This is a genomic window from Pseudomonas sp. R11-23-07 (assembly GCF_003852295.1).
Lineage (GTDB): Bacteria > Pseudomonadota > Gammaproteobacteria > Pseudomonadales > Pseudomonadaceae > Aquipseudomonas.
Genome location: NZ_CP027761.1, coordinates 1,895,680 through 1,918,063 on the forward strand (window position 1 = coordinate 1,895,680; position 22,384 = coordinate 1,918,063).

The 22,384-nt window shown below is 61.9% G+C and carries 25 protein-coding genes; 14 read left to right on the top strand and 11 right to left on the bottom strand.

The genetic code is table 11. The features are described from left to right. The first annotated feature begins 75 nt into the window (after positions 1-75). The 8 genes from ccmC to C4J84_RS08730 are packed head-to-tail and all read left to right on the top strand — an operon-like array spanning position 76 to position 6,048. A complete protein-coding gene (gene ccmC / locus C4J84_RS08695) occupies positions 76-831 on the top strand; it encodes a heme ABC transporter permease (RefSeq protein WP_124429120.1) in 756 nt (251 codons plus the stop codon). Beyond that, entirely contained in the window at positions 828-1,004 is a 177-nt protein-coding gene (gene ccmD, locus C4J84_RS08700; protein ID WP_057722744.1) for a heme exporter protein CcmD, read from the top strand. The genes ccmC and ccmD overlap by 4 nt, the downstream gene beginning before the upstream one ends. Continuing rightward, positions 1,001-1,468, top strand: a complete 468-nt coding sequence (gene ccmE, locus C4J84_RS08705; protein ID WP_124361947.1) for a cytochrome c maturation protein CcmE — start codon at positions 1,001-1,003, stop codon at positions 1,466-1,468. The genes ccmD and ccmE overlap by 4 nt, the downstream gene beginning before the upstream one ends. 3 nt (positions 1,469-1,471) lie before the next feature. Further along, entirely contained in the window at positions 1,472-3,457 is a 1,986-nt protein-coding gene (locus tag C4J84_RS08710; RefSeq protein ID WP_124366411.1) for a heme lyase CcmF/NrfE family subunit, read from the top strand. Continuing rightward, positions 3,454-3,990 carry a DsbE family thiol:disulfide interchange protein gene (locus C4J84_RS08715; protein ID WP_124435174.1) on the top strand — a complete coding sequence of 179 codons (537 nt, stop codon included), beginning with the start codon at positions 3,454-3,456 and terminating at the stop codon, positions 3,988-3,990. The genes C4J84_RS08710 and C4J84_RS08715 overlap by 4 nt, the downstream gene beginning before the upstream one ends. After that, positions 3,987-4,460, top strand: a complete 474-nt coding sequence (locus C4J84_RS08720; protein WP_124435175.1) for a cytochrome c-type biogenesis protein — start codon at positions 3,987-3,989, stop codon at positions 4,458-4,460. Before C4J84_RS08715 ends, C4J84_RS08720 begins: the two co-directional genes overlap by 4 nt. After that, positions 4,453-5,637 carry a c-type cytochrome biogenesis protein CcmI gene (gene ccmI, locus C4J84_RS08725; RefSeq protein WP_124435176.1) on the top strand — a complete coding sequence of 395 codons (1,185 nt, stop codon included), beginning with the start codon at positions 4,453-4,455 and terminating at the stop codon, positions 5,635-5,637. The genes C4J84_RS08720 and ccmI overlap by 8 nt, the downstream gene beginning before the upstream one ends. Before the next feature lie 15 nt (positions 5,638-5,652). After that, entirely contained in the window at positions 5,653-6,048 is a 396-nt protein-coding gene (locus C4J84_RS08730) for a hypothetical protein (RefSeq protein WP_124370154.1), read from the top strand. A 165-nt stretch (positions 6,049-6,213) separates the two neighbouring features. On the opposite strand, the gene C4J84_RS08735 is transcribed toward C4J84_RS08730, so the two are convergent. Beyond that, on the bottom strand, positions 6,214-6,489 hold the full coding sequence (locus tag C4J84_RS08735; RefSeq protein ID WP_124361953.1) for a DUF6124 family protein: 276 nt from the start codon (positions 6,487-6,489) through the stop codon (positions 6,214-6,216). A 659-nt stretch (positions 6,490-7,148) separates the two neighbouring features. Between C4J84_RS08735 and phnN the strand changes: the two genes are divergently transcribed. From phnN to C4J84_RS08750, 3 genes are all read left to right on the top strand, one after another. After that, positions 7,149-7,715, top strand: a complete 567-nt coding sequence (gene phnN / locus C4J84_RS08740) for a phosphonate metabolism protein/1,5-bisphosphokinase (PRPP-forming) PhnN (protein ID WP_124409408.1) — start codon at positions 7,149-7,151, stop codon at positions 7,713-7,715. 180 nt (positions 7,716-7,895) lie between these two features. Then, the gene (locus C4J84_RS08745) at positions 7,896-8,084 is read left to right on the top strand and encodes a type II toxin-antitoxin system HicA family toxin (protein WP_057722727.1); all 189 of its coding nucleotides are present in this window, start codon (positions 7,896-7,898) and stop codon (positions 8,082-8,084) included. An 11-nt stretch (positions 8,085-8,095) separates the two neighbouring features. Next, positions 8,096-8,500: a type II toxin-antitoxin system HicB family antitoxin gene (locus C4J84_RS08750; RefSeq protein WP_048729935.1), complete on the top strand. Its 405-nt coding sequence runs from the start codon at positions 8,096-8,098 to the stop codon at positions 8,498-8,500. On the opposite strand, the gene C4J84_RS08755 is transcribed toward C4J84_RS08750, so the two are convergent. The 9 genes from C4J84_RS08755 to gcl all read right to left on the bottom strand — a co-directional run bounded on the left by C4J84_RS08755 (position 8,497) and on the right by gcl (position 19,367). Next, positions 8,497-9,693: an MFS transporter gene (locus tag C4J84_RS08755; RefSeq protein ID WP_124403547.1), complete on the bottom strand. Its 1,197-nt coding sequence runs from the start codon at positions 9,691-9,693 to the stop codon at positions 8,497-8,499. The genes C4J84_RS08750 and C4J84_RS08755 overlap by 4 nt on opposite strands. Before the next feature lie 223 nt (positions 9,694-9,916). Next, positions 9,917-10,921 carry a sulfate ABC transporter substrate-binding protein gene (locus C4J84_RS08760; protein ID WP_124435177.1) on the bottom strand — a complete coding sequence of 335 codons (1,005 nt, stop codon included), beginning with the start codon at positions 10,919-10,921 and terminating at the stop codon, positions 9,917-9,919. Between the two features lie 96 nt (positions 10,922-11,017). Beyond that, complete coding sequence (locus C4J84_RS08765; protein WP_124429129.1) at positions 11,018-11,842, bottom strand: ion transporter; 825 nt, start codon at positions 11,840-11,842, stop codon at positions 11,018-11,020. A gap of 31 nt (positions 11,843-11,873) precedes the next feature. After that, entirely contained in the window at positions 11,874-12,749 is an 876-nt protein-coding gene (locus C4J84_RS08770) for an urea transporter (RefSeq protein ID WP_124435178.1), read from the bottom strand. Between the two features lie 105 nt (positions 12,750-12,854). After that, a complete protein-coding gene (pyk, locus tag C4J84_RS08775) occupies positions 12,855-14,270 on the bottom strand; it encodes a pyruvate kinase (protein ID WP_124435179.1) in 1,416 nt (471 codons plus the stop codon). Continuing rightward, entirely contained in the window at positions 14,260-15,540 is a 1,281-nt protein-coding gene (locus tag C4J84_RS08780) for a glycerate kinase (RefSeq protein WP_124435180.1), read from the bottom strand. The genes pyk and C4J84_RS08780 overlap by 11 nt, the downstream gene beginning before the upstream one ends. Before the next feature lie 192 nt (positions 15,541-15,732). Then, on the bottom strand, positions 15,733-16,623 hold the full coding sequence (locus tag C4J84_RS08785) for a 2-hydroxy-3-oxopropionate reductase (protein WP_124361963.1): 891 nt from the start codon (positions 16,621-16,623) through the stop codon (positions 15,733-15,735). 175 nt (positions 16,624-16,798) lie between these two features. Then, on the bottom strand, positions 16,799-17,581 hold the full coding sequence (gene hyi / locus C4J84_RS08790) for a hydroxypyruvate isomerase (RefSeq protein WP_124370161.1): 783 nt from the start codon (positions 17,579-17,581) through the stop codon (positions 16,799-16,801). Positions 17,582-17,591: 10 nt separating this feature from the next. Next, on the bottom strand, positions 17,592-19,367 hold the full coding sequence (gcl, locus tag C4J84_RS08795; protein WP_124429134.1) for a glyoxylate carboligase: 1,776 nt from the start codon (positions 19,365-19,367) through the stop codon (positions 17,592-17,594). Between the two features lie 254 nt (positions 19,368-19,621). Between gcl and C4J84_RS08800 the strand changes: the two genes are divergently transcribed. After that, positions 19,622-20,062 (top strand): heme-binding protein, encoded by a 441-nt coding sequence (locus C4J84_RS08800; protein ID WP_124435181.1) that lies wholly within the window; start codon positions 19,622-19,624, stop codon positions 20,060-20,062. A gap of 134 nt (positions 20,063-20,196) precedes the next feature. Here the strand turns inward: C4J84_RS08800 and C4J84_RS08805 are convergent, their stop codons facing one another. Continuing rightward, positions 20,197-20,802: a TetR/AcrR family transcriptional regulator gene (locus tag C4J84_RS08805; protein ID WP_124370164.1), complete on the bottom strand. Its 606-nt coding sequence runs from the start codon at positions 20,800-20,802 to the stop codon at positions 20,197-20,199. Between the two features lie 135 nt (positions 20,803-20,937). Between C4J84_RS08805 and C4J84_RS08810 the strand changes: the two genes are divergently transcribed. Continuing rightward, the gene (locus tag C4J84_RS08810; protein WP_124406718.1) at positions 20,938-21,852 is read left to right on the top strand and encodes a DUF808 domain-containing protein; all 915 of its coding nucleotides are present in this window, start codon (positions 20,938-20,940) and stop codon (positions 21,850-21,852) included. A gap of 158 nt (positions 21,853-22,010) precedes the next feature. Continuing rightward, complete coding sequence (locus C4J84_RS08815; protein WP_124370166.1) at positions 22,011-22,358, top strand: DUF805 domain-containing protein; 348 nt, start codon at positions 22,011-22,013, stop codon at positions 22,356-22,358. The last annotated feature ends 26 nt before the right edge of the window (positions 22,359-22,384 follow it).

Sequence of the window (22,384 nt, forward strand, 5' to 3'; positions counted from 1 at the left end):
GTCAGGCGTTACACGCTTGGCCAGTAAAGACCCTAAGCTGCTTGCCACGACAAGCAGCAACCGTGAGAAACAGCAATGAACTGGACCTGGTTTCACAAGCTCGGCTCGCCCAAATGGTTTTATGGCATCAGCGGCAAGCTGCTGCCGTGGTTGAGCGCCGCCGCCGTGCTGCTGATCGGCGCCGGCCTGGTCTGGGGTCTGGCCTTCGCGCCGCCGGACTACCAGCAAGGCAACAGCTTTCGCATCATCTATATCCACGTGCCCGCCGCCATGCTGGCGCAGTCCTGCTACGTGATGCTGGCGGTGTGCGGCATCGTCGGCCTGGTCTGGAAGATGAAGCTTGCCGATGTCGCCCTGCAATGTGCCGCGCCGATCGGTGCGTGGATGACCGCCGTGGCGCTGGTCACCGGCGCGATCTGGGGCAAACCCACCTGGGGTTCGTGGTGGGTGTGGGATGCGCGGCTCACGTCCATGTTGATCCTGCTGTTCCTGTACTTCGGCCTGATTGCCCTGGGCAACGCGATCAGCAACCGTGACAGCGCCGCCAAGGCCTGCGCGGTGCTGGCGATTGTCGGCGTGATCAACATCCCGATCATCAAATACTCGGTAGAGTGGTGGAACACCCTGCACCAGGGCGCCACCTTCACCCTCACCGAAAAACCGGCGATGCCGGTGGAAATGTGGGCGCCGTTGCTGCTGATGGTGCTGGGTTTCTACTGCTTTTTCGGCGCGGTGCTGCTGCTGCGCATGCGCCTGGAAGTGCTCAAGCGTGAGGCCCGCACTAGCTGGGTCAAGGCCGAAGTTCAAGCCAGCCTGGGAGCGCCTGCATGAGTTTTGCTTCATTCAGCGATTTTCTCGCCATGGGCCATCACGGCCTGTATGTCTGGACGGCCTATGGCATCTGCCTGGCGGTGCTGGCCCTCAACGTCGCCGCGCCGCTGCTGGCGCGCAAGCGTTACCTGCAACAAGAGGCGCGTCGTCTGCGCCGGGAGACCGATAAGTGAATCCGTTGCGCCGAAAGCGTCTGTTGATCATCCTTGCCATCCTCGCCGGCGTCGCCATTGCCGTGGGCCTGGCCCTGAGTGCCCTGCAGCAGAACATCAACCTGTTCTACACCCCAACCCAGATCGCCAATGGCGAAGCGCCGGTGGACACGCGCATCCGCGCCGGCGGCATGGTGGAGAAGGGTTCGCTGAAACGCTCCGGCGATTCCCTGGACGTGACCTTCGTCGTCACCGACTTCAACAAAGCCGTGACCATCACCTATCGCGGCATCCTCCCGGACCTGTTCCGCGAAGGCCAGGGCATCGTCGCCCTGGGCAAACTCAACGCCAATGGCGTGGTGGTGGCCGATGAAGTGCTGGCCAAGCACGATGAAAAATACATGCCGCCGGAAGTCACCAAAGCGTTGAAAGACAGCGGCCAATCCGCGCCTGGCTCAATGCCGGCACCTGCCAAGGAGGGCTAAGCGATGACGTCCGCACTGTTTATTCCTGAGCTGGGCCAGTTGGCGATGATCCTCGCCCTGTGCTTCGCCGTCGTCCAGGCCGTGGTGCCGCTGCTCGGTGCCTGGCGCGGCGACCGCCTGTGGATGAGCCTGGCGCAGCCGGCCGCCTGGGGCCAGTTCGCGTTCCTGCTGTTCGCCTTCGGCTGCCTGACCTACGCCTTCATGACCGACGATTTTTCCGTCGCCTATGTGGCCAATAACTCCAACAGCGCGCTGCCCTGGTACTACAAGTTCAGCGCCGTGTGGGGCGCCCACGAAGGGTCATTGCTGCTGTGGGCGTTGATCCTCGGCGGCTGGACCTTCGCCGTGTCGGTGTTCTCGCGCCAATTGCCGCAAGTCATGCTAGCACGGGTGCTGGCGGTGATGGGCATGATCAGCATCGGGTTTCTGCTGTTCCTGATCATGACGTCCAACCCGTTCAGCCGCATCCTGCCGCAGGTTCCGATGGACGGGCATGACCTCAACCCACTGCTGCAAGACATCGGCCTGATCGTGCACCCACCGATGCTTTACATGGGGTATGTCGGCTTCTCCGTGGCCTTTGCCTTCGCCATCGCCGCGTTGCTCGGCGGGCGCCTGGATGCGGCCTGGGCGCGCTGGTCGCGGCCCTGGACCATCGTCGCCTGGGCGTTCCTGGGTATCGGTATCACCCTGGGGTCGTGGTGGGCCTACTACGAACTCGGCTGGGGCGGCTGGTGGTTCTGGGACCCGGTGGAAAATGCGTCGTTCATGCCTTGGCTGGTCGGCACCGCGCTGATTCACTCCCTGGCCGTCACCGAAAAACGTGGCGTGTTCAAGAGCTGGACCGTGCTGCTGGCCATCGCGGCATTTTCCCTCAGCCTGCTCGGCACCTTCCTCGTGCGTTCGGGCGTGCTGACGTCAGTGCACGCGTTTGCGTCGGACCCTGCGCGCGGCGTGTTCATTCTGATCTTCCTGCTGTTTGTCGTCGGTGGTTCGCTGACGCTGTTCGCCCTGCGCGCACCGGTGGTCAAGAGCCAGGTCGGCTTTAACCTGTGGTCGCGGGAAACCTTGCTGCTCGGTAACAACCTGGTACTGGTGGTGGCCGCGTCGATGATCCTGCTCGGCACCCTGTACCCGTTGGTGCTGGATGCCTTGAGCGGGGCCAAGCTGTCTGTCGGGCCGCCGTACTTCAACGCCTTGTTCATTCCGTTGATGGGCCTGTTGATGGTGGTGATGGCGGTCGGCATGCTGGTGCGCTGGAAAGACACCCCGGTGAAATGGCTGGCCGGCATGCTGATGCCGGTGCTGCTGGGCAGTGTGGCCCTGGCCGTGATCGCCGGGGTGGCCTACGGCGATTTCAACTGGGCGGTGCTTGCCACTTTCCTGCTCGCGGCCTGGGTATTGCTGGCCGGTGTGCGCGACATTGCCGACAAAACCCGTCACAAGGGCTTGATCAAAGGCCTGCCGACGTTGACCCGCAGCTACTGGGGCATGCAGATCGCCCACCTCGGCATCGCGGTGTGTGCCCTGGGGGTGGTGCTGTCGAGCCAGAACAGCGCCGAGCGCGACCTGCGCCTGGCGCCGGGTGAGTCCATGGACCTGGCCGGTTATCACTTCATCTTTGAAGGCGCCAAGCATTTCGAAGGGCCGAACTTCACGTCAGACAAAGGCACTGTGCGCGTCGTGCGCAACGGCAAGGAAATCGCCGTGCTGCATCCGGAGAAACGCCTGTACACGGTGCAGAGCTCAATGATGACCGAAGCGGGCATCGACGCGGGTTTCACTCGTGACCTTTATGTGGCGCTCGGTGAACCGCTGGGCGACGGCGCCTGGGCGGTGCGCGTGCATGTGAAACCGTTCGTGCGCTGGATCTGGTTTGGCGGTTTGTTGACCGGTTTCGGTGGTTTGCTTGCCGCGCTGGACCGGCGCTATCGGGTCAAGGTCAAGAGTCGGGTGCGTGAAGCCCTCGGTATGGGAGCAGCGGTATGAAGCGTTGGTTGATGGTGTTGCCGCTGGCAGCGTTCCTGGTGGTGGCGGTGTTCCTTTATCGCGGCCTGTACCTGGACCCGGCCGAGTTGCCGTCGGCAATGATCGGCAAGCCGTTCCCGGAATTCTCGCTGCCCAATGTGCAGGGCGACAAGCAGCTGTCCCGCGCCGACCTGTTGGGCAAACCGGCGCTGGTCAACGTGTGGGGCACTTGGTGCATCTCCTGCCGCGTCGAACACCCGGTGCTGAATAAACTGGCCGAGCAAGGCGTGGTCATCTACGGCATCAACTACAAGGACGACAATGCCGCGGCCTTGAAGTGGTTGGCCGAATTCCACAACCCGTACCAGCTGGACATTCGCGATGAGGACGGCAACCTCGGCCTGAACCTGGGCGTGTACGGCGCGCCGGAAACCTTCTTTATCGATGCCAAGGGCGTGATCCGCGACAAGTACGTCGGCGTGATCGACGAGGTGGTCTGGCGCGAGCAACTGGCGGCCAAGTACCAGGCGCTGGTCGATGAGGCCAAGCCATGAAGCGCCTGTTAGCGGCTGCTGTGCTGGCGCTGGGACTGGCCGGTGTGGCCCATGCCGCCATTGACACCTATGAATTCGCCAACGACGCCGAGCGTGAGCGTTTCCGCGAGCTGACCAAGGAACTGCGCTGCCCCAAGTGCCAGAACCAGGACATCGCTGACTCCAACGCGCCCATCGCTGCTGACCTGCGCAAAGAGATCTTCCGCATGCTGGGGGAGGGCAAGGACAACCAGCAGATCATCGACTTCATGGTCGACCGCTACGGTGATTTCGTGCGCTATAAACCGGCCCTGACTGGCAAGACCGCGCTGCTCTGGTTCGGCCCTGCCGGGCTGTTGCTGGCTGGCGTGGTGGTGATGGCCGTGATCGTGCGCCGCCGCCGTGCCGCGCCTGCCGATGGCGCCGATGCGCTGTCCCCTGAAGAGCGTAAACGTCTCGACCACTTGCTGGACACCAAGACTGATGATTGATTTCTGGCTCGCAGCCGGCCTGCTGCTGTTGATTGCCCTGAGTTTCCTGTTGATCCCTGTTTTGCGCGGCCGCCGCGCCCAGCGTGAAGAGGATCGCACCGCGCTGAACGTGGCGCTGTATCAAGAACGCGTCGCCGAGCTGCAAGTGCAGCAAGACGAAGGCGTGTTGAATGTCGCGCAACTCGATACCGGCCGCGCCGAAGCGGCGCGTGAGTTGCTGGCCGACACCGAGGGCCTGGAAAGGCCTCGCGAATCCCGCCTGGGCAAACCGCTGCCATTACTGGCGGCGGTGTTGGTACCGGTGCTGGGCCTGGGCATGTATCTGCATTTTGGCGCGAGTGACAAAGTCGAACTGGCCCGTGAGTTCTCCCAACCGCCAGTGTCCATGGCCGACATGACCCGACGCCTGGAACGCGCCGCCGCTGCGCAACCGGATTCAGCAGAAGGGTTGTACTTCCTGGGGCGCGCCTACATGGCCCAGGACCGTGCGGCCGATGCCGCCAACGTCTTCGAACGCACCGTGGCCCTGGCCGGGCGCCAGCCCGAACTGCTCGGGCAGTGGGCTCAGGCGCAATATTTTGCTGACAACAAGCAGTGGTCACCCAAGGTCCAGGCGCTGACCGACGAAGCCTTGAAGCTCGATCCAAAGGAAGTCACCAGCCTTGGCCTGCTTGGTATCGCCGCCTTCGAAGGCCAGCGCTATCAGGAGGCTATCGATTACTGGAATCGTCTGCTGGCGCAACTGCCCCCCGAAGACAATTCCCGTGTTGCGCTGCAAGGCGGTATCGATCGCGCGGCGCAAAAGCTCAGGGAGAGTGGCGGCACTGTCGCGCAAAAAGCCGTGCTGAAGGTACGCGTGGACCTGTCCGCCGAAGTGAAAGCCAAGGCCCTGCCCGGCGACAGCGTGTTCATCTTTGCCCGCGCCGTCAGCGGCCCGCCGGCGCCCCTGGCGGCCAAGCGTGTCAGCGTTGCCGAACTGCCCGTCACCGTGGAACTGGGCGATGCCGACGCGATGATGCCGCAGTTGAAACTGTCCAACTTCCCTGAAGTCCAACTGGTTGCGCGCATATCCCGGGCAGGTGTTCCAACCGCTGGCGAGTGGATCGGCCGCAGCCAACCCCTGGCCAGCAACACCACTGCACTGCAGCAGCTGACCATCGACAGTCCGGATAAGTAATTCGAGGAAACGCCCATGACCGCATTTGCACGTATCACCCTGCTCAGCCTTGTGTTGGGCCTGAGCGCCTGTGCGGTCCACCGCCCACCTCCTGCGCCTTCCGGCCCGACCATCCCGCCGTCCGGCCCGTCGACGCAACCGACCACCAAACCCTCCGGCCCGGTCACCCCGCCGCCGAAACCACTGCCAACCAAATCACCGACCTTCGCCCCACCTCCTGGCGCCGCCAGCCACTGGGACGGCAAGATGCAGGTCTACGTACTCGACGATCAGCCCGACACCTTCTACCGCCAGCGCACCTACTACCGCTGGAGCAACGGCTGGAGCCGCTCCATCAGCCCGAACGGGCCGTGGGAAGAAACCAACGTGCAAGGCGTGCCGCCGGGGTTGAGCAAGCAGTACGCGCAATGACGACAGGCGACCTGAGGGTCGCCTTTTTCATGACTGTAAAATGATCGTTCCCTCGCTCCGCGTGGGAATGCATCCCGTGACGCTCCGCGTCACCAGTGCGCAAAAAGCAGGACGCGGAGCGTCCAGGGTGGCATTCCCACGCAGAGCGTGGGAACGATCCTGTTATCAAGCGACAGGACACTCCCGGTTCAACGCTTCATCCACCAATAACTGCGCAATTTCCATCATCTGCACGACCGCCAGCACTTGCTTGCGGCCTGAGCCATCCAAATGCTCGGCGCAGTCGTACGCACATACAGTCGCCGACCCCAGCATCTCGCTGGCATTGCTTAACGCCGCTTCGGTGCTAAGGCCGGGTCGTACGGTGAAGATGAGGTTGGGCGGGGTTTGAGGGATGTCATCCGGACGGGATGGTGGGGGATTTGGCGTAACCTTTTTCATGCAGTCAGTCTCCATTCAGTTGGAGCTCACCACATCCGCGACCAAGCAGAAGGGTGGCGAGCTGTACGCAGGTTGGTCGACCAGGGAATGGAAACCCGGCAGGGCCCTAAGCCCTCCCGCGCACAGCTCGCCATAACGCGAGCACAAGAATGCCGCTTGCGCGGCACGGTGCGCCATTCTAACCCAGGCGACCAAGCCTGATCGCTGATGAGCAGCGACTGCGAGAGGCTAACGGTGCGTTATAGCAACTGCAAGCCACGCAGATCGTAGGAAAATTCCTGTCTGGATCAAGCGTTGCGCCGTCTGATTGAGACGAGGAAGCAGCGCGACCATCCACGCCTGTCACGGCCCACGCTTGATCGTTCCCACGCAGAGCGTGGGAATGCATCCCGTGACGCTTGGCGTCACCAGTGCGCAAAAAGCAGGACGCGGAGCGTCCAGGGCAGCATTCCCACGCAGAGCGTGGGAACGATCCTGTCTGGCTCAAGCGTGAGACCAGCAAGCAGCTCAGCCACCCACGTCTGTCATGGCTCACGCTTTCCCGGTAAGGTGACCACCGCCGACCTGGTTGCCGAGCAATCGCTGGATATACTCTGCGGTACCGGGCAAACCGGTACAGTGGGCCAACCAGTGCGCAAGCAAGCAAAGAGGATGTGGTAATGGCAGGCAGGTTGATCTATCTCATCGGGCCATCGGGTTCGGGCAAGGACAGCCTGCTGGATGCCGCACGCCCGCGTTTGGCCGAGCGCGGTTGCCGCATTGTGCGCCGCGTCATCACCCGGTCTGCGGAAGCGGTGGGTGAAGCGGCGTTGGGCGTGAGCCCGGCGCAGTTTGGGGCGATGCAGGCGCAAGGCGAATTTGCCCTCAGTTGGCAGGCCAATGGGTTGTCCTACGGCATTCCCAAGCAGATCGATGAATGGCTGGCGGCCGGGGAGGACGTGCTGGTCAATGGTTCGCGCGCACACCTGGCGCAAACCCGTGAGCGTTATCCGACGTTGCTGGTGTTGTTGCTGACGGTCGATCAGGTGGTGTTGCGCCAGCGTTTGATCGCACGCGCACGTGAGTCATTGGCCGATATTGAGGAACGCCTGGCACGCAACGTGCGGTTCACCGAGGAACTGATCACCGCCAATGGCGAAGGGTTATTCGTGTTGGATAATTCCGGCCCGCTGGAGCATACCGTCGAGCGCTTGCTCTGCTGCCTGGCCCACGGGCACTCGGCCTGAGCCCGATACTGCGTCGAAACGCCTACCCTAGATCTCTTTGATATCACCCACCGCGCCACCAGGCGCGCCTTCCGTTGTGCATATTCAGTAAAACAACCGCCAGTCAGACCAGTCAATTCTGTGCTTGAGTAAAGATAACTCTAGAGTTATTTTTATCCAGTCCGAGCCAAGGAGGCGGCGGTGCAAAGCAGGCTATTGATCAAGGAATTGCTGGAAGCGGGTTGGGTGCTGGATCGCGTCACCGGCAGCCATCACATTTTTACCCACCGCTATAACCCGTACACGATCCCGGTGCCTCATCCGAAGAAGGATCTGCCTTTGGGCACCGTCAGAAGCATCAGGAAACGCGCCGGGCTGTTTCAGTTTTAAGGAGAGCATGCATGCAATACCCAATCTGTATCGAATGGGGCGATGACTTCACCGCCACCGGTATCCAGATCCCCGATATTCCGGGTGCTGTCACCGCCGGGGACAGTTTTGAAGAGGCGTATAACGCGGCCGTGGAGGTTGCACACATCATGCTGCAGGAGATCGCCGCCGAGGGCGGAGTGATTCCGATGCCAACCTCAGTCGCCAATCATCACGCCCATGAAGACTACGCCGGCATGGGCTGGGGCATGTTGGAACTGGATATCTCGCCCTATCTGGGCAAGACCGAGAAGGTCAATGTGACCTTGCCCGGCTATGTCATCCAGCGTATCGACCGTTACGTGCGCGAGCATAAAGTCAAAAGCCGCTCGTCATTTCTGGCGGACGCGGCGTTGGAGAAGTTGGTGCGGTCTTAAGCGGTTGCGACCGTCACCTGCCGCGACGCACTGAGGAACCGCAACAGCGCCACCAGCGGGAACGCACTGCCCACCAGCATAACCCCCAGCCAACCGCCGTGTTCATACACGCTGCTGGCAATCGCCGAGCCGAAGGCGCCGCCAATGAAGATGCTGGTCATGTACAGCGCGTTCAGGCGGCTGCGGCTTTGAGCGTCGAGGGCGTAGACGGCGCGCTGGCCGAGGACCATGTTCATCTGCACGCAGAAGTCCAGCACCACGCCGGTCACCGCCAGGCCGATCACACTGTACAGGGGGTGCACGAAGGCCGGCAGGAAGCTCAGCGCGGCAAACAGCATCGCCAGCAGCGACGCACGGTGGGTGTGGCCGGCGTCGGCCAGGCGCCCGGCGATCGGCGCGGCGATGGCACCCAGGGCACCGACCAGGGCGAACAGCGCGATTTCGCTCTGGGTCAGGCCATGATTGCGTGCCAGTTCCAGTGGGGCAGCGGTCCAGAACAGGCTGAAGGTGGCGAACATGCAACCCTGGTAAAACGCGCGCTGGCGCAGCACCGGCTGGTGCCGCAACAGGCTGCCCAGCGAGCCCAGCAATTGGCCGTAGCTGGCGCTGTGGTCCGGCTGGCGCTTGGGAATGGTCAGCATCAACACCACGCTGATGAACACCATCAATGCTGCCGCCGCCATGAACATCGCACGCCAGCCGAAGTGGTCCGCCACCACGCTGGACACCGGTCGCGCCAGCAGAATGCCAAGCAGCAGGCCACCCATGATGCTGCCGACCACCCGGCCACGGGACTCGGCAGGCGCCAGGTGCGCGGCCAACGGGATCAGGATCTGCACCGACACCGAGCTGAAGCCGATCAGCAGCGACACCAGCAAAAACAGGTTGGGCTGCTCGGTGAACGCGGCGCCCAGCAGGCTGGCGATGGCCACCACGGTGGTGATGATCATCAGCCTGCGATTTTCCAGCAGGTCGCCCAGCGGCACCAGGAAGAACAGGCCCAGGGCATAGCCGATCTGCGTCAGCGACACAATCAGGCTGGCCATGGCCGGCGTGAGCCCGATGTCCGGCGCGATCAGTTCGATGATCGGCTGCGCGTAATAGATGTTGGCGACGATGGCGCCGCAGCAAAACGCAAACAGCATGACCATGCCTCGGGTCATGGTGCCTGTCGCCTGGGAGGTAGCGTTCATGGTGTTCTCATAAAAGCGAAGGAAGATGGCGGGAGAGGGTAAAGACAATGGCCGGCAGTGAGTAGGCCGCTTGTAGTGATAACGGTCATGCCGCGAAATAATGACACTACACAAAACCAATGTGGGAGGGGCTTGCTCCCGATAGCGGTGGATCAGTCAATGCCTGTGCTGGCTGACCCACCGCTATCGGGAGCAAGCCCCCTCCCACAGTATTGAGGAACGCTTACTGGCCGGAGTAAATCTGGTCGAACACGCCGCCATCATTGAAGTGGGTTTTTTGCACCGTGCGCCAGTCACCAAAGGTTTTCTCTACCGACAGGAAGTCGACTTTCGGGAAACGGTCGGTGTACTTGGCCAGCACTGTCGGGTCACGCGGGCGCAGGTAGTTGTTGGCGGCGATTTCCTGGCCTTCGGCCGACCACAGGTACTTCAGGTAGTCTTCAGCGGCCTGGCGGGTGCCTTTCTTCTCGACCACTTTGTCCACCACCGACACCGGCGGCTCAGCTTCGGCGGAGACGCTTGGGTAGATCACTTCGAACTGATCGCGGCCGAATTCACGGGCGATCATTTCCGCTTCGTTTTCAAAGGTGACCAGCACGTCGCCGATCTGGTTGGTCATGAAGGTGGTGGTGGCGGCACGGCCACCGGTGTCGAGTACCGGTGCCTGTTTGAACAGCTTGCCGACGAAGGTCTTGGCCTTTTCTTCATCGCCGCCGTTCTTCAGCACATAGCCCCAGGCCGACAGGTAAGTGTAGCGGCCGTTACCCGAAGTTTTCGGGTTGGGCACGATCACCTGTACGCCGTCCTTGAGCAGGTCCGGCCAGTCTTTCAGGGTTTTGGGGTTGCCCTTGCGCACGATGAACACCGTGGCCGAAGTGAACGGCGCGCTGTTGTTCGGCAGGCGGGTGACCCAGTTGTCCGGTACCAGTTTGCCGTTGTCAGCCAGGGCGTTGATGTCGGTGGCCATGTTCATGGTGATCACGTCCGCCGGCAGGCCGTCGATCACCGAGCGCGCTTGTTTGCTGGAGCCGCCGAAGGACATCTGCAGGGTCAGCTTGTCATTCGGATGCTCGGCGTCCCAGTGCTTCTGGAAGGCGGCGTTGTAGTCCTTGTAGAAATCGCGCATCACGTCGTAGGAGACGTTGAGCAGGGTAACCGGTGCCGCCTGGACGGCGCCGGCCAGGGCCAGGCTGGCGGCCAGGAGAGAGGCGCTGAGGATGTTTTTCACTGCTCATTCCTTGTTGTTCGAGAGAAGAGGGGAGGCACAATGCCAGCGACTATAGCCGGGGCCGCATAGTCGCTTAAAGATTAAAAAGAACTTTGCTTATTCCACTTTCTTAAACAGATTGCTGCCACAACGCGAGCAGAACGCTGCATTGGGCTCGTGGCTGTTCTTCTTGCAGGCCGGGCAGTCGGTTTGCAGCTGCTCACCGCGCATGGCGCTCGCCAGCTCTGCGGTGAATATCCCGGTGGGCACGGCAATGATCGAGTAACCGGTGATCATCACCAGCGAGGAAATCACCTGGCCCAGGGGAGTCTTGGGCACGATGTCGCCAAAGCCCACGGTGGTGAGCGTCACGATCGCCCAATAGATGCCCTTGGGAATGCTGGTAAACCCGTGTTCCGGGCCCTCGATCACGTACATCAAGGTGCCGAACACCGTCACCAGAGTGCACACGCTCACCAGGAACACCACGATCTTCTGCTTGCTGCCGCGCAGCGCCGCCATCAGGTAGTTGGCCTGCTTGAGGTAGGGGCTGAGCTTGAGTACGCGGAAGATCCGCAGCATACGGATGATGCGGATAATCAGCAGGTACTGCGCGTCGCTGTAGTACAACGCGAGGATGCCGGGAACGATCGCGAGCAGATCCACCAGCCCATAAAAGCTGAACGCATAGCGCAATGGCTTGGGCGAGCAGTAAAGCCGCAGGCCGTACTCGATCAGGAAGATGAGGGTGAAGCCCCACTCGATATACGCCAGCACGTCGGCGTAGTTCTGGTGGATCTGGTCGATGCTGTCGAGCATCACGATCACCAGGCTGGCGAGGATGATCAACAACAGGATGCCGTCAAAGCGCCGCCCGGCGACGGTGTCGCTTTGAAAAACCATGACGTAGAGCCGCTGGCGCCAGTCGTTGTTGCTGTCCATAAATCCCGCCTGAAGTGAATATCGGCAAAGCCTAGGGGGATTCGAACGGCCTGTCCATGCGCGGGTTGCGCAGCATTCGCTGGCTGGCGCGCACCAGCCAGCAGCTGAGAATGAACGGCGCGGTCAGCGCCGGCAGGTGCAGCGCGGCAAAACCTGGGGTGAGCAGAATGGCCAGCCCGATGCCGAGCAGCGGCAACCAGGGTTGGCGCCGTGCCTGGCTCAGCGCCAGGGCGGCGAGCGCCGGGTTGTAGCTGTGCAGGCCGAGCAGGGCACCGCTGGTTTCGCCCAGCAGCAAGGCGACCAGTACGCCGGCGATAGCGCCGAGCAGTGCCCACACGGCGGCGCGGCGGTCAGCCAGTAGCACGCCGACGGCGATCAAGGCCCCGGCCAGGGGCTGGTCCAATAGCATCACTTGCGCCAGGCCGGTGAACGGCGCAGCGAGTACCGTCAGGGTATCGGGCTCGATCAGGGCCAAGGTAGCGGGCGCCATGGTGCCCAGCAACAACCAGCCCAGGCCGACAAAAGGTGCGGTGTAGGCGGGCAGATCCTGGGGTTGGGCGGCGTATTTCAACCACTGCCGCACCAGCATCGCGCTCACACCGCCGCACGCCAGGATCAGTGGCGGCACCAGGGCCGACCAGGCGAAGTGCTGGCTGATCAACAAGCCCAGCAATACGCCGTTGTAGCTATACAGCCCGGCCTGGCGTTCGGCCTTGGGGTAACCCCGGCGCTGGGCCGTGAGCAAACCCGCGACGCCGCCCAGCAAGGCACCGCCGAGCAACGCCGGGGCGCCGATCAGGATCGCCAGCAGGCACAGCAGGCCGCACAGCGGATGGCGCTGGAGAAAAATCTGGCTGAAGCCGTTGAGCAGGGCTTCGGCCCAGTCGGGGCAGGTGGGGTTGTGCATGGCAGCTCCCTGTAGGAGCGAGCTTGCTCGCGAAAAACCCAAGGGCACCGCGTGCATTCAGGATGCCTGCGTCATCGTTGACGTTCTTCGCGAGCAAGCTCGCTCCTACAGTAGGGTTTCGATACGCAGCGAGTTGGTCGACCCCAACTGCCCAAACGGCACCCCGGCGGTAATCACCAGCGTATCCCCGCGTTGCGCCATCCCTTGGGCCTGGGCGATCTCCAATGCGGTGGAACACACCTCATCCACCTGGCGCAGCCGATCGTTGACCACCGAGTGCACCCCCCATGCCACGCTCAAACGCCGCGCCGTGGACAGGTTCGGCGTGAGGTTGAGGATCGGCGCCACCGGCCGCTCCCTGGCCGCGCGCAGGCTGGAGGCGCCCGACTCGCTGTAGTTCACCAGCACCGCCACCGGCAGGATGCTGCTGATACGCCGGATCGCACAGCTGATGGCGTCCGACACCGTGGCGTCCGCCCTGGGCCGGCTGACATCCAGCTGGGCCTGGTAGTCCGGGCCGTTTTCAACTTGGCGGATAATCTTGCTCATCATCTGCACGGCTTCCAGCGGGTACTCGCCCGACGCGGTTTCCGCCGACAGCATCACCGCGTCCGCGCCTTCTGCCACCGCATTGGCCACGTCGGTGACTTCGGCGCGGGTCGGTGCCGGGGAAAAGCGCATGGACTCGAGCATCTGTGTTGCCACCACCACCGGCTTACCCAGTTGGCGGCAGGTTTTAATGATGTCCTTCTGGATCTGCGGCACGCTTTCGGCCGGCACTTCCACGCCCAGGTCGCCGCGGGCCACCATGATCGCATCGCTCAGTTCGGCGATTTCCCGCAGCCGTTGCACCGCCGAAGGCTTCTCGATCTTGGCCATCAAAAACGCCCTGTCGCCGATCAGCTCGCGGGCTTCGCGGATATCTTCCGGGCGCTGCACGAACGACAGCGCCACCCAGTCCACGCCCAATTCCAGGCCGAACGCCAAGTCGCGGCGGTCCTTGGCGGTGAGCGGGCTGAGTTCCAGCAGCGCCTGCGGCACGTTCACGCCTTTGCGATCGGACAGCTCGCCGCCATTGAGCACCGTGGTGTCGATGGCATCGGCATGCTGGGTGAGCACGCGCAGGCGCAGCTTGCCGTCGTCCAGCAACAGCTCCATGCCCGGCTCCAGTGCCGCGATGATTTCCGGGTGGGGCAGGTTGACCCGACGCTGATCGCCCGGTGTTTCATCCAAGTCCAGGCGCAGTGCCTGGCCGCGCACCAGTTGCACCTTGCCCTCGGCAAAGCGCCCGACGCGCAGCTTGGGCCCTTGCAGGTCCATGAGGATGCCCAGCGGGTAGTTCAACTGGCGCTCCACCTGGCGAATCCACTGGTAGCGCTGCGCGTGATCGGCGTGGTCGCCATGGCTGAAGTTGAGGCGAAAGATATTCACCCCGGCTTCCACCAACTCGCGGATGTCATCGATCCCATCAGTGGCCGGGCCCAGGGTGGCGAGGATTTTGACCTTCTTGTCAGGCGTCATGTTTGGCGGTCTCGAGGATCAGGATGGCGCGGAAGTCGTTGACGTTGGTGCGGGTCGGCTCGGTGACGATCAGCCCGTCGAGCGCGGCGAAATAACCGTAGCCGTTGTTGTTGTGCAGCTCGTCGCTGGCGCTCAGGCCCAGGGCTTCGGCGCGGCGGTAGCTGCACGGGGTCATGATCGCGCCGGCGTTGTCTTCCGAGCCGTCGATGCCATCGGTATCGCCGGCCAGGGCGTAGACGCCGGGCAGGCCCTTGAGGCTGTCGGTGAGGCTGAGCAGAAACTCCGCGTTGCGCCCGCCACGGCCATTGCCGCGCACGGTGACGGTGGTTTCGCCGCCGGAGAGAATCACACACGGCGCGGCCAATGGCTGGCCGTGCTGCACGATTTGCCGGGCGATGCCGGCGTGCACCTTGGCCACCTCGCGCGCTTCACCTTCGAGGTCGCCGAGGATCAGCGGGCTGAACCCGGCCTGGCGTACTTTTACCGCCACCGCTTCCAGGGATTGCTGCGGCCGGGCGATCAACTGGAAGTGGCTGCGGGCGAGTAGCGGGTCGCCAGGCTTGACGGTCTCCGACGCGGGGTTCTGCAACCAATTGCGCACCGAGGCGGGCACGTCGATGCCGTAGCGCTTGAGAATCGCCAAGGCCTGTTGCGAGGTGCTCGGGTCGCCGACCGTGGGGCCGGAGGCGATCACCGTAGCCTGGTCGCCCGGCACATCGGAAATCGCGTAGGTATAGACCGTGGCCGGCCACGCGGCCTTGGCCAACCGCCCGCCCTTGATCGCCGAGAGGTGCTTGCGCACGCAATTCATCTCGCCAATGGTGGCGCCGGACTTGAGCAGGGCTTTGTTGATGCTTTGCTTGTCGGCCAGGGTGATGCCTTCGGCGGGCAGGGCGAGCAACGCGGAACCGCCGCCGGAGAGCAGGAAAATCACGCGGTCGTCTTCGGTCAGATGGCTGATCAGGTCCAGCACGCGCTTGGCCACGGCGAGGCCGGCAGCGTCGGGCACGGGATGGGCGGCCTCGACCACTTCGATTTTCTGGCACGGCGCACCATGGCCGTAGCGAGTGACGACCAGGCCGCGAACCTCGCCCTGCCAGCAGTCCTCCACAACCAGCGCCATGGCGGCTGCAGCCTTGCCGGCGCCGATCACGATCACCCGGCCGCTGCGGTCGGCGGGCAGGTAAGGTTCAAGGACTTGCCGGGGGTGGGCGGCGTCGATGGCTGTGGCAAACAGCTCGCGAAGCAGGTGTTGCGGATCGACCGACATAAGCGGGCTCCCGAGGGAATTTTTGTTATTAGAGGTGCAACAACCCAGCTATGAAATGAGGGCCAAATGTGGGAGGGGGCTTGCCCCCGATAGCAGTGTTTCAGTCACCTCATCCATAACCTGACACACCGCAATCGGGAGCAAGCCCCCTCCCACCTTTGAATGCATTTCAACAGGGGAGAGTGGTGTTGCTTATTTATCGCGAATCGAGAAATTCGCCATATGCTCCAACCCCTTGATCAGCGCCGAGTGGTCCCAGTTACCGCCACCAAGCGCCGCGCAGGTGCTGAACACTTGTTGGGTGCCGGCGGTGTTCGGCAAGTTGATCCCCAACTCTTTCGCCCCGGCCAGGGCCAGGTTCAAGTCCTTCTGGTGCAGATTGATACGAAAGCCTGGGTCAAAGGTGCCCTTGATCATGCGTTCGCCATGCACTTCCAGGATCTTCGACGAGGCAAAGCCGCCCATCAGCGCTTCACGCACCTTGGCCGGGTCGGCGCCGTTTTTCGAGGCGAACAGCAGCGCTTCGGCCACCGCCTGGATATTCAGGGCCACGATGATCTGGTTGGCGACCTTGGCGGTCTGGCCATCCCCGTTACCGCCCACCAGGGTGATGTTCTTGCCCATCGCCTGGAACAGCGGCAGTGCGCGTTCGAAGGTCTGCGGTTCGCCACCAACCATGATGCTCAGGGTGCCGGCCTTGGCGCCGACTTCACCACCGGACACTGGGGCATCCAGGTACTGCGCGCCGGTCGCATTGATCTTCGCAGCGAACGCCTTGGTGGCGGTGGGGGAGATCGAGCTCATGTCGATCACCACCTTGTTCGGCGACAGGCCGGCGGCCACGCCGTCGGCGCGCAAGAGCACGTCCTCGACCTGTGGAGTGTCGGGCACCATGACGATGATGAACTCGGCTTCCTGGGCGACTTGCTGCGGGTTGGCCAAGGCCACCGCGCCGGCGCTGATCAGTTCAGCCGGGGCCTTGCCATGATGTTCGGAGAGAAACAGTTGGTGACCTGCTTTCTGCAGGTTCGCGGCCATGGGTTGGCCCATGATGCCGGTGCCGATGAATCCGATTTTAGCCATGATGAAGTCCTCTTTTTTATTCGATAGGCAGACTGGGTGAGGTCTGCCAAACACAGCGGGTCCAAATGTGGGAGGGGGCTTGCTCCCGATAGCGGTGCATCAGTCGACACACCTTTCGAATGAAACATTGCTATCGGGAGCAAGCCCCCTCCCACATTGTTTGGTGTTGTGTCTGCTAGATGGCATTGTGGCTTTTGAGCCAGCCAAGCCCCGCTTCGGTGGTGGTCAGCGGCTTGTACTCACAGCCGACCCATCCCGTGTAACCGATGCGGTCCAAGTGCTCGAACAGGAAGCGGTAGTTGATCTCACCGGTGCCCGGCTCGTTGCGCCCTGGGTTGTCGGCCAACTGAATGTGGTTGATCACACCCAGGTGCGTGGCCATGGTGCGGGCTAGGTCGCCCTCCATGATTTGCATGTGATAGATGTCGTATTGCAGGAACAGATTGTCACTGCCCACCTGCTCGCGGATCGACAGAGCCTGCGCGGTGGTGTCGAGGTAGAAACCCGGAATGTCGCGGGTGTTGATCATCTCCATCACCAGCTTGATGCCCGCTGCCTGCAATTTGTCGGCGGCGTACTTGAGGTTGGCGACGAAGGTTTTCTCCACGGTTTCGTCATCCACGCCGTGCGGCCGAATGCCCGCCAGGCAGTTGACCTGGGTATTGCCCAGCACCTGGGCGTAGGCGATGGCCAGCTTGACCCCGGCGCGGAATTCCTCGACCCGGTCGGGGTGGCAGGCCAGGCCGCGTTCGCCTTTGGCCCAGTCGCCGGCCGGCAGGTTGAACAGCACCTGGGTCAGGCCGTTGGCGTCGAGCTGCGCCTTGATCTCAGCGGAGCTGAATTCGTACGGGAACAGGTACTCCACCCCTTCGAAGCCGGCATCGGCGGCCGCTTTGAAGCGGGCAAGGAAATCCTGTTCGGTAAACAACATGGACAGGTTGGCGGCAAAGCGCGGCATAGGGTTCTCCTTAATCGAGCAGGGAAATGGCGGTCGGTGCGTCATTGCCGACCAGGGCCAGGTCTTCGAATTCGTTGACGGCGTTGATCTCGGTGCCCATGGAAATATTGGTCACGCGCTCCAGAATAATCTCAACGATCACCGGCACCTTGAATTCTTCAATCATTTCCTGAGCGCGGCGCAGCGCCGGCTGGATCTGGCTCGGCTCGAATACACGCAACGCCTTGCAACCCAGGCCTTCGGCAACCGCGACGTGGTCCACGCCATAGCCGTTGAGTTCGGGTGCGTTGAGGTTGTCGAAAGACAGCTGCACGCAGTAGTCCATTTCAAAGCCGCGTTGCGCCTGGCGGATCAGGCCCAGATAGGAATTGTTCACCACCACGTGGATATACGGCAGCTTGAATTGCGCGCCCACGGCCAGCTCTTCGATCATGAACTGGAAGTCGTAGTCGCCCGACAGGGCCACCACTTTGCGGCTCGGGTCGGCCTTGACCACCCCGAGCGCCGCCGGAATCGTCCAGCCCAAGGGCCCGGCCTGGCCGCAGTTGATCCAGTGGCGTGGCTTGTATACATGCAGGAACTGCGCGCCGGCGATCTGCGACAGGCCAATGGTGCTTACGTAGCAGGTGTCTTTGCCGAACACCTGGTTCATCTCTTCGTACACCCGTTGCGGCTTGACCGGCACGTTATCGAAGTGGGTCTTGCGGTGCAGGGTGGCCTTGCGCTGCTGGCAATCATGGAGCCAGGCGCTGCGGTCCTTGAGCTTGCCGGCGGCTTTCCACTCGCGGGCGACTTCAATGAACATCGTCAGCGCGGCGCCGGCGTCGGACACGATGCCCAGGTCTGGGGTGAATACGCGGCCAATCTGGGTGGGCTCGATGTCGACGTGGATGAATTTGCGGCCTTCGGTATACACCTCCACCGAACCGGTGTGGCGGTTGGCCCAGCGGTTGCCGACGCCCAGCACTACGTCCGACTTGAGCATCGTCGCGTTGCCATAGCGGTGGGAGGTTTGCAGGCCGACCATGCCGACCATCTGCGGGTGATCGTCAGGGATAGTGCCCCAGCCCATCAGGGTCGGGATCACCGGGATGCCGGTGAGTTCAGCGAATTCCACCAGCAACTCGCTGGCGTCAGCGTTGATCACGCCGCCACCGCTCACCAGCAGTGGGCGTTCGGCCTGGTCGAGCAGGGCCAGGGCCTTTTCCACCTGGATGCGTGTCGCCAATGGCTTGGCCAGGGGCAGCGGCTGGTAGGCGTCGATGTCGAATTCGATTTCGGCCATCTGCACGTCGAACGGCAGGTCGATCAACACCGGGCCAGGACGGCCGGAGCGCATTTCATAGAAGGCTTTCTGAAACGCGTAGGGCACCTGGCCGGGTTCGAGCACGGTGGTCGCCCACTTGGTCACCGGTTTGACGATGCTGGTGATGTCCACGGCCTGGAAGTCTTCCTTGTGCATCCGCGCGCGGGGCGCTTGCCCGGTGATGCACAGGATTGGGATCGAGTCGGCCGAGGCGCTGTACAGGCCGGTGACCATATCAGTGCCCGCCGGGCCCGAGGTGCCGATGCACACGCCGATATTGCCGGCCTTGGTGCGGGTGTAGCCCTCGGCCATGTGTGAGGCGCCTTCAACGTGGCGAGCAAGGACGTGATCGATGCCACCCACCTTCTGCAAGGCCGAATACAGCGGGTTGATCGCGGCGCCTGGGATACCGAAGGCGGTGTCTACCCCTTCACGGCGCATCACCAGGACGGCGGCTTCGATTGCTCTCATTTTGCTCATGGTTTTGGTGCCTCTTGCGTTTTGTAATTGTATACAAGTGGTGTCTGGACAAAGTGTATTCACGGCGAGCTGCGCAGGTCAATGCATTTTGTAAACTGGCCTTTGCGTTCGTCGGAACGGCTTTTTTCGACGTATGGACGGTTTGTTTGGAAATATTGTATACAAAAACAAATGTCATTGTGTTCTATTTGTTCGATCAAGCAGCTGATCAAACAGACCTCCACCGCATTCCCAATAAAAAGAAGGACGGCACCATGAGCGCTTTAACCTTGAAACTTGCCACCCAACTGGCCAGCCAGGCCCTGGCCGCAGGCCGCACCATTGCCGCCGCGCCACTGACCATCGCGGTGCTCGACAGTGGCGGCCACTTGGTCGCCCTGCAACGCGAAGACGGCGCCAGCCTGCTGCGCCCGCAGATCGCCATCGGTAAAGCCTGGGGCGCGATTGCCCTGGGCAAAGGCTCGCGGCTGCTGGCGCTGGATGCGCAGCAGCGGCCGGCGTTTATCGCGGCGCTGAACAGCCTGGGGCAGGGCAGCGTGGTGCCGGCGCCGGGTGGGGTATTGATCCGGAATCAGGACGGTGTGGTGCTGGGGGCGATCGGGATCAGCGGGGATACATCGGATATTGATGAGCAGTGCGCGATCACGGCGATCGAGGGGGTGGGGTTGATGGCGGATGCGGGGGTGTCAGCTTGATTTTTGGGTGATCTTGAAAAGCATCGGGGGCAAGCCCCCTCCCACATTTGACTGTATTCACAAACAGAAATCTGCGAACCCAATCAAAGTGTGGGAGGGGGCTTGCCCCCGATTAGCCCAGGCACGGCGGTGCATCAGTCCGGCTCACACCCCTTGAGCACCAACCGAATAATCGTCTGCGCCGCCGCTTCATAATCCGCCTCATCCAGCTTGGCCTTGCCGGTCACCGCCGAAATCTGCCAGTCGAAATCGGCATAGGTCTGGGTCGCCGCCCAGATGCTGAACATCAGGTGATTAGGCTCGATCTTCGCGATCAGGCCACGTTCCACCCAATGCTGGATGCAGTCGATATTGTGCTTGGCCTGGGCATTGAGCTGTTCGACCTGCTCGGCACTGAGGTGGGGAGCGCCGTGCATGATTTCGCTGGCGAACACCTTGGAAGCAAACGGCAGGTCGCGGGAGATGCGGATTTTCGAGCGAATATAGTTGCTCAATACTTCCTTGGGCTCGCCCTCGGGGTTGAATGGCGTGGAAGCGGCCAGGATCGGCTCGATAATACTCTCGAGCACCTCGCGGTAGAGGTTGTCCTTGGACTTGAAGTAGTAGTAGACGTTGGGCTTGGGCAGCCCTGCCTTGGCGGCGATGTCGCTGGTTTTGGTCGCGGCGAAGCCCTTGTCGGCAAACTCCTCGCTTGCCGCCCGCAGGATCTTTTCTTTGTTGCGCTCGCGAATGGTGCTCATAAACCAGGAACTTCCTTGCCAGGACAGGCGGTCGCGCATGGTAGCACCGGCCATCCGCGGGCCTCAACAATGTGCCCGCAAAGCGTTGCGCCGCGCTATGCTCGCGCCATCTCTCACTTTACGGATACCCGATTCATGGCAGGAAGCAGCTTGTTGGTTTTGCTCGACGATATCGCCGCGGTACTCGATGACGTTGCACTGATGACAAAAATGGCGGCGAAGAAGACCTCGGGTGTGCTCGGCGATGACCTGGCGCTCAACGCCCAGCAAGTTTCCGGAGTGCGCGCCGAGCGGGAAATTCCCGTGGTGTGGGCGGTGGCCAAGGGCTCTTTCGTCAACAAGTTGATCCTGGTGCCCACGGCGTTGCTGATCAGCGCCTTCGCCCCCTGGGCTGTGACCCCGTTATTGATGCTGGGCGGCGCTTACCTGTGCTTCGAAGGTTTTGAAAAACTCGCGCACAAGTTCCTGCACAGCAAGGCAGAAGACCAGGCCGATCACGCGCAGTTAAGCGAAGCGGTGGCCGACCCGGCGACGGACCTGGTGGCCTTCGAAAAGGACAAGATCAAAGGCGCGATCCGCACTGACTTCATCCTGTCGGCCGAAATCATCGCCATCACCCTGGGCATCGTCGCTGACGCCCAGCTTACCCAGCAGGTGATCGTGCTGTCGGGCATCGCCATTGTCATGACCGCAGGCGTCTACGGGTTGGTCGCGGGTATCGTCAAGCTCGACGACCTGGGGCTGTGGCTGACCCAGAAGCCGGGCCAAGTGGCGCGCAGTATTGGCGGCGCCATCTTGAGTGCGGCACCGTACATGATGAAAAGCCTGTCGGTGATCGGCACGGCGGCGATGTTCATGGTCGGCGGCGGGATCCTGACTCATGGCGTGCCGGTGGTGCATCATTGGATCGAAACCGTGAGCCAGAACACCGGGGCGCTGGCGTGGTTGATGCCGACATTGCTGAATGCGGTGGCGGGGATTATTGCAGGGGCCGTCGTGCTGGCGGTTGTATCAATACTTGGCAAAGCATGGCGAGCAGCGAAACGCTGATTAGTTCGCATCGAGTACAGCTTGAAACGCTGTTTAAGCTTAATCCTACAGTTCGATTTTTCAGGCATTTATAGGATGCGTTGCGCTTCTTCATGTGTAGAGGCGCGATAAAAAAATGGATCGACAGGGGGTTAAGGATGAACTGGTGTTTTCAAGCGATGAAAAACTATATCAAGTTCAGTGGGCGAGCCTGTAGAAGAGAGTACTGGGCGTTTGTGGTGATGGACATCATGGTGATTTGGGGCTCTATTTTGATAGCGTACCTGGCAGATGTTTCTTCGAGTCCTTGGTTTATCGTCCCATTTGGCTTTTATGTGCTGTTTATGATCCCCCCTGCGGTGTCAGTGACATTCCGGAGGCTTCATGATGTGAACATCACGGGGGCGTATGCACTTTGGTTTTTGATACCGGTCGTTGGTTTTATAATGGTGTCCATCCAGTTGCTCACTCAGGGCGATAAGGGGAATAACGATTACGGTGTACCTCCTAATAAAAATGTCAGCTAAGTAATTGAGTAAAGCCAGTGCAATAA

What these genes read in the sequence shown, in the direction of transcription:
- ccmC (WP_124429120.1), top strand. Translation starts at nt 76, where the DNA reads ATGAACTGGACCTGGTTTCACAAGCTCGGCTCGCCCAAATGGTTTTAT.
- ccmD (WP_057722744.1), top strand. Translation starts at nt 828, where the DNA reads ATGAGTTTTGCTTCATTCAGCGATTTTCTCGCCATGGGCCATCACGGC.
- C4J84_RS08710 (WP_124366411.1), top strand. Translation starts at nt 1,472, where the DNA reads ATGACGTCCGCACTGTTTATTCCTGAGCTGGGCCAGTTGGCGATGATC.
- C4J84_RS08715 (WP_124435174.1), top strand. Translation starts at nt 3,454, where the DNA reads ATGAAGCGTTGGTTGATGGTGTTGCCGCTGGCAGCGTTCCTGGTGGTG.
- C4J84_RS08720 (WP_124435175.1), top strand. Translation starts at nt 3,987, where the DNA reads ATGAAGCGCCTGTTAGCGGCTGCTGTGCTGGCGCTGGGACTGGCCGGT.
- ccmI (WP_124435176.1), top strand. Translation starts at nt 4,453, where the DNA reads ATGATTGATTTCTGGCTCGCAGCCGGCCTGCTGCTGTTGATTGCCCTG.
- C4J84_RS08730 (WP_124370154.1), top strand. Translation starts at nt 5,653, where the DNA reads ATGACCGCATTTGCACGTATCACCCTGCTCAGCCTTGTGTTGGGCCTG.
- C4J84_RS08735 (WP_124361953.1), bottom strand. Translation starts at nt 6,489, where the DNA reads ATGAAAAAGGTTACGCCAAATCCCCCACCATCCCGTCCGGATGACATC.
- phnN (WP_124409408.1), top strand. Translation starts at nt 7,149, where the DNA reads ATGGCAGGCAGGTTGATCTATCTCATCGGGCCATCGGGTTCGGGCAAG.
- C4J84_RS08750 (WP_048729935.1), top strand. Translation starts at nt 8,096, where the DNA reads ATGCAATACCCAATCTGTATCGAATGGGGCGATGACTTCACCGCCACC.
- C4J84_RS08755 (WP_124403547.1), bottom strand. Translation starts at nt 9,693, where the DNA reads ATGAACGCTACCTCCCAGGCGACAGGCACCATGACCCGAGGCATGGTC.
- C4J84_RS08765 (WP_124429129.1), bottom strand. Translation starts at nt 11,842, where the DNA reads ATGGACAGCAACAACGACTGGCGCCAGCGGCTCTACGTCATGGTTTTT.
- C4J84_RS08770 (WP_124435178.1), bottom strand. Translation starts at nt 12,749, where the DNA reads ATGCACAACCCCACCTGCCCCGACTGGGCCGAAGCCCTGCTCAACGGC.
- pyk (WP_124435179.1), bottom strand. Translation starts at nt 14,270, where the DNA reads ATGACGCCTGACAAGAAGGTCAAAATCCTCGCCACCCTGGGCCCGGCC.
- C4J84_RS08780 (WP_124435180.1), bottom strand. Translation starts at nt 15,540, where the DNA reads ATGTCGGTCGATCCGCAACACCTGCTTCGCGAGCTGTTTGCCACAGCC.
- C4J84_RS08785 (WP_124361963.1), bottom strand. Translation starts at nt 16,623, where the DNA reads ATGGCTAAAATCGGATTCATCGGCACCGGCATCATGGGCCAACCCATG.
- hyi (WP_124370161.1), bottom strand. Translation starts at nt 17,581, where the DNA reads ATGCCGCGCTTTGCCGCCAACCTGTCCATGTTGTTTACCGAACAGGAT.
- gcl (WP_124429134.1), bottom strand. Translation starts at nt 19,367, where the DNA reads ATGAGCAAAATGAGAGCAATCGAAGCCGCCGTCCTGGTGATGCGCCGT.
- C4J84_RS08800 (WP_124435181.1), top strand. Translation starts at nt 19,622, where the DNA reads ATGAGCGCTTTAACCTTGAAACTTGCCACCCAACTGGCCAGCCAGGCC.
- C4J84_RS08805 (WP_124370164.1), bottom strand. Translation starts at nt 20,802, where the DNA reads ATGAGCACCATTCGCGAGCGCAACAAAGAAAAGATCCTGCGGGCGGCA.
- C4J84_RS08810 (WP_124406718.1), top strand. Translation starts at nt 20,938, where the DNA reads ATGGCAGGAAGCAGCTTGTTGGTTTTGCTCGACGATATCGCCGCGGTA.
- C4J84_RS08815 (WP_124370166.1), top strand. Translation starts at nt 22,011, where the DNA reads ATGAAAAACTATATCAAGTTCAGTGGGCGAGCCTGTAGAAGAGAGTAC.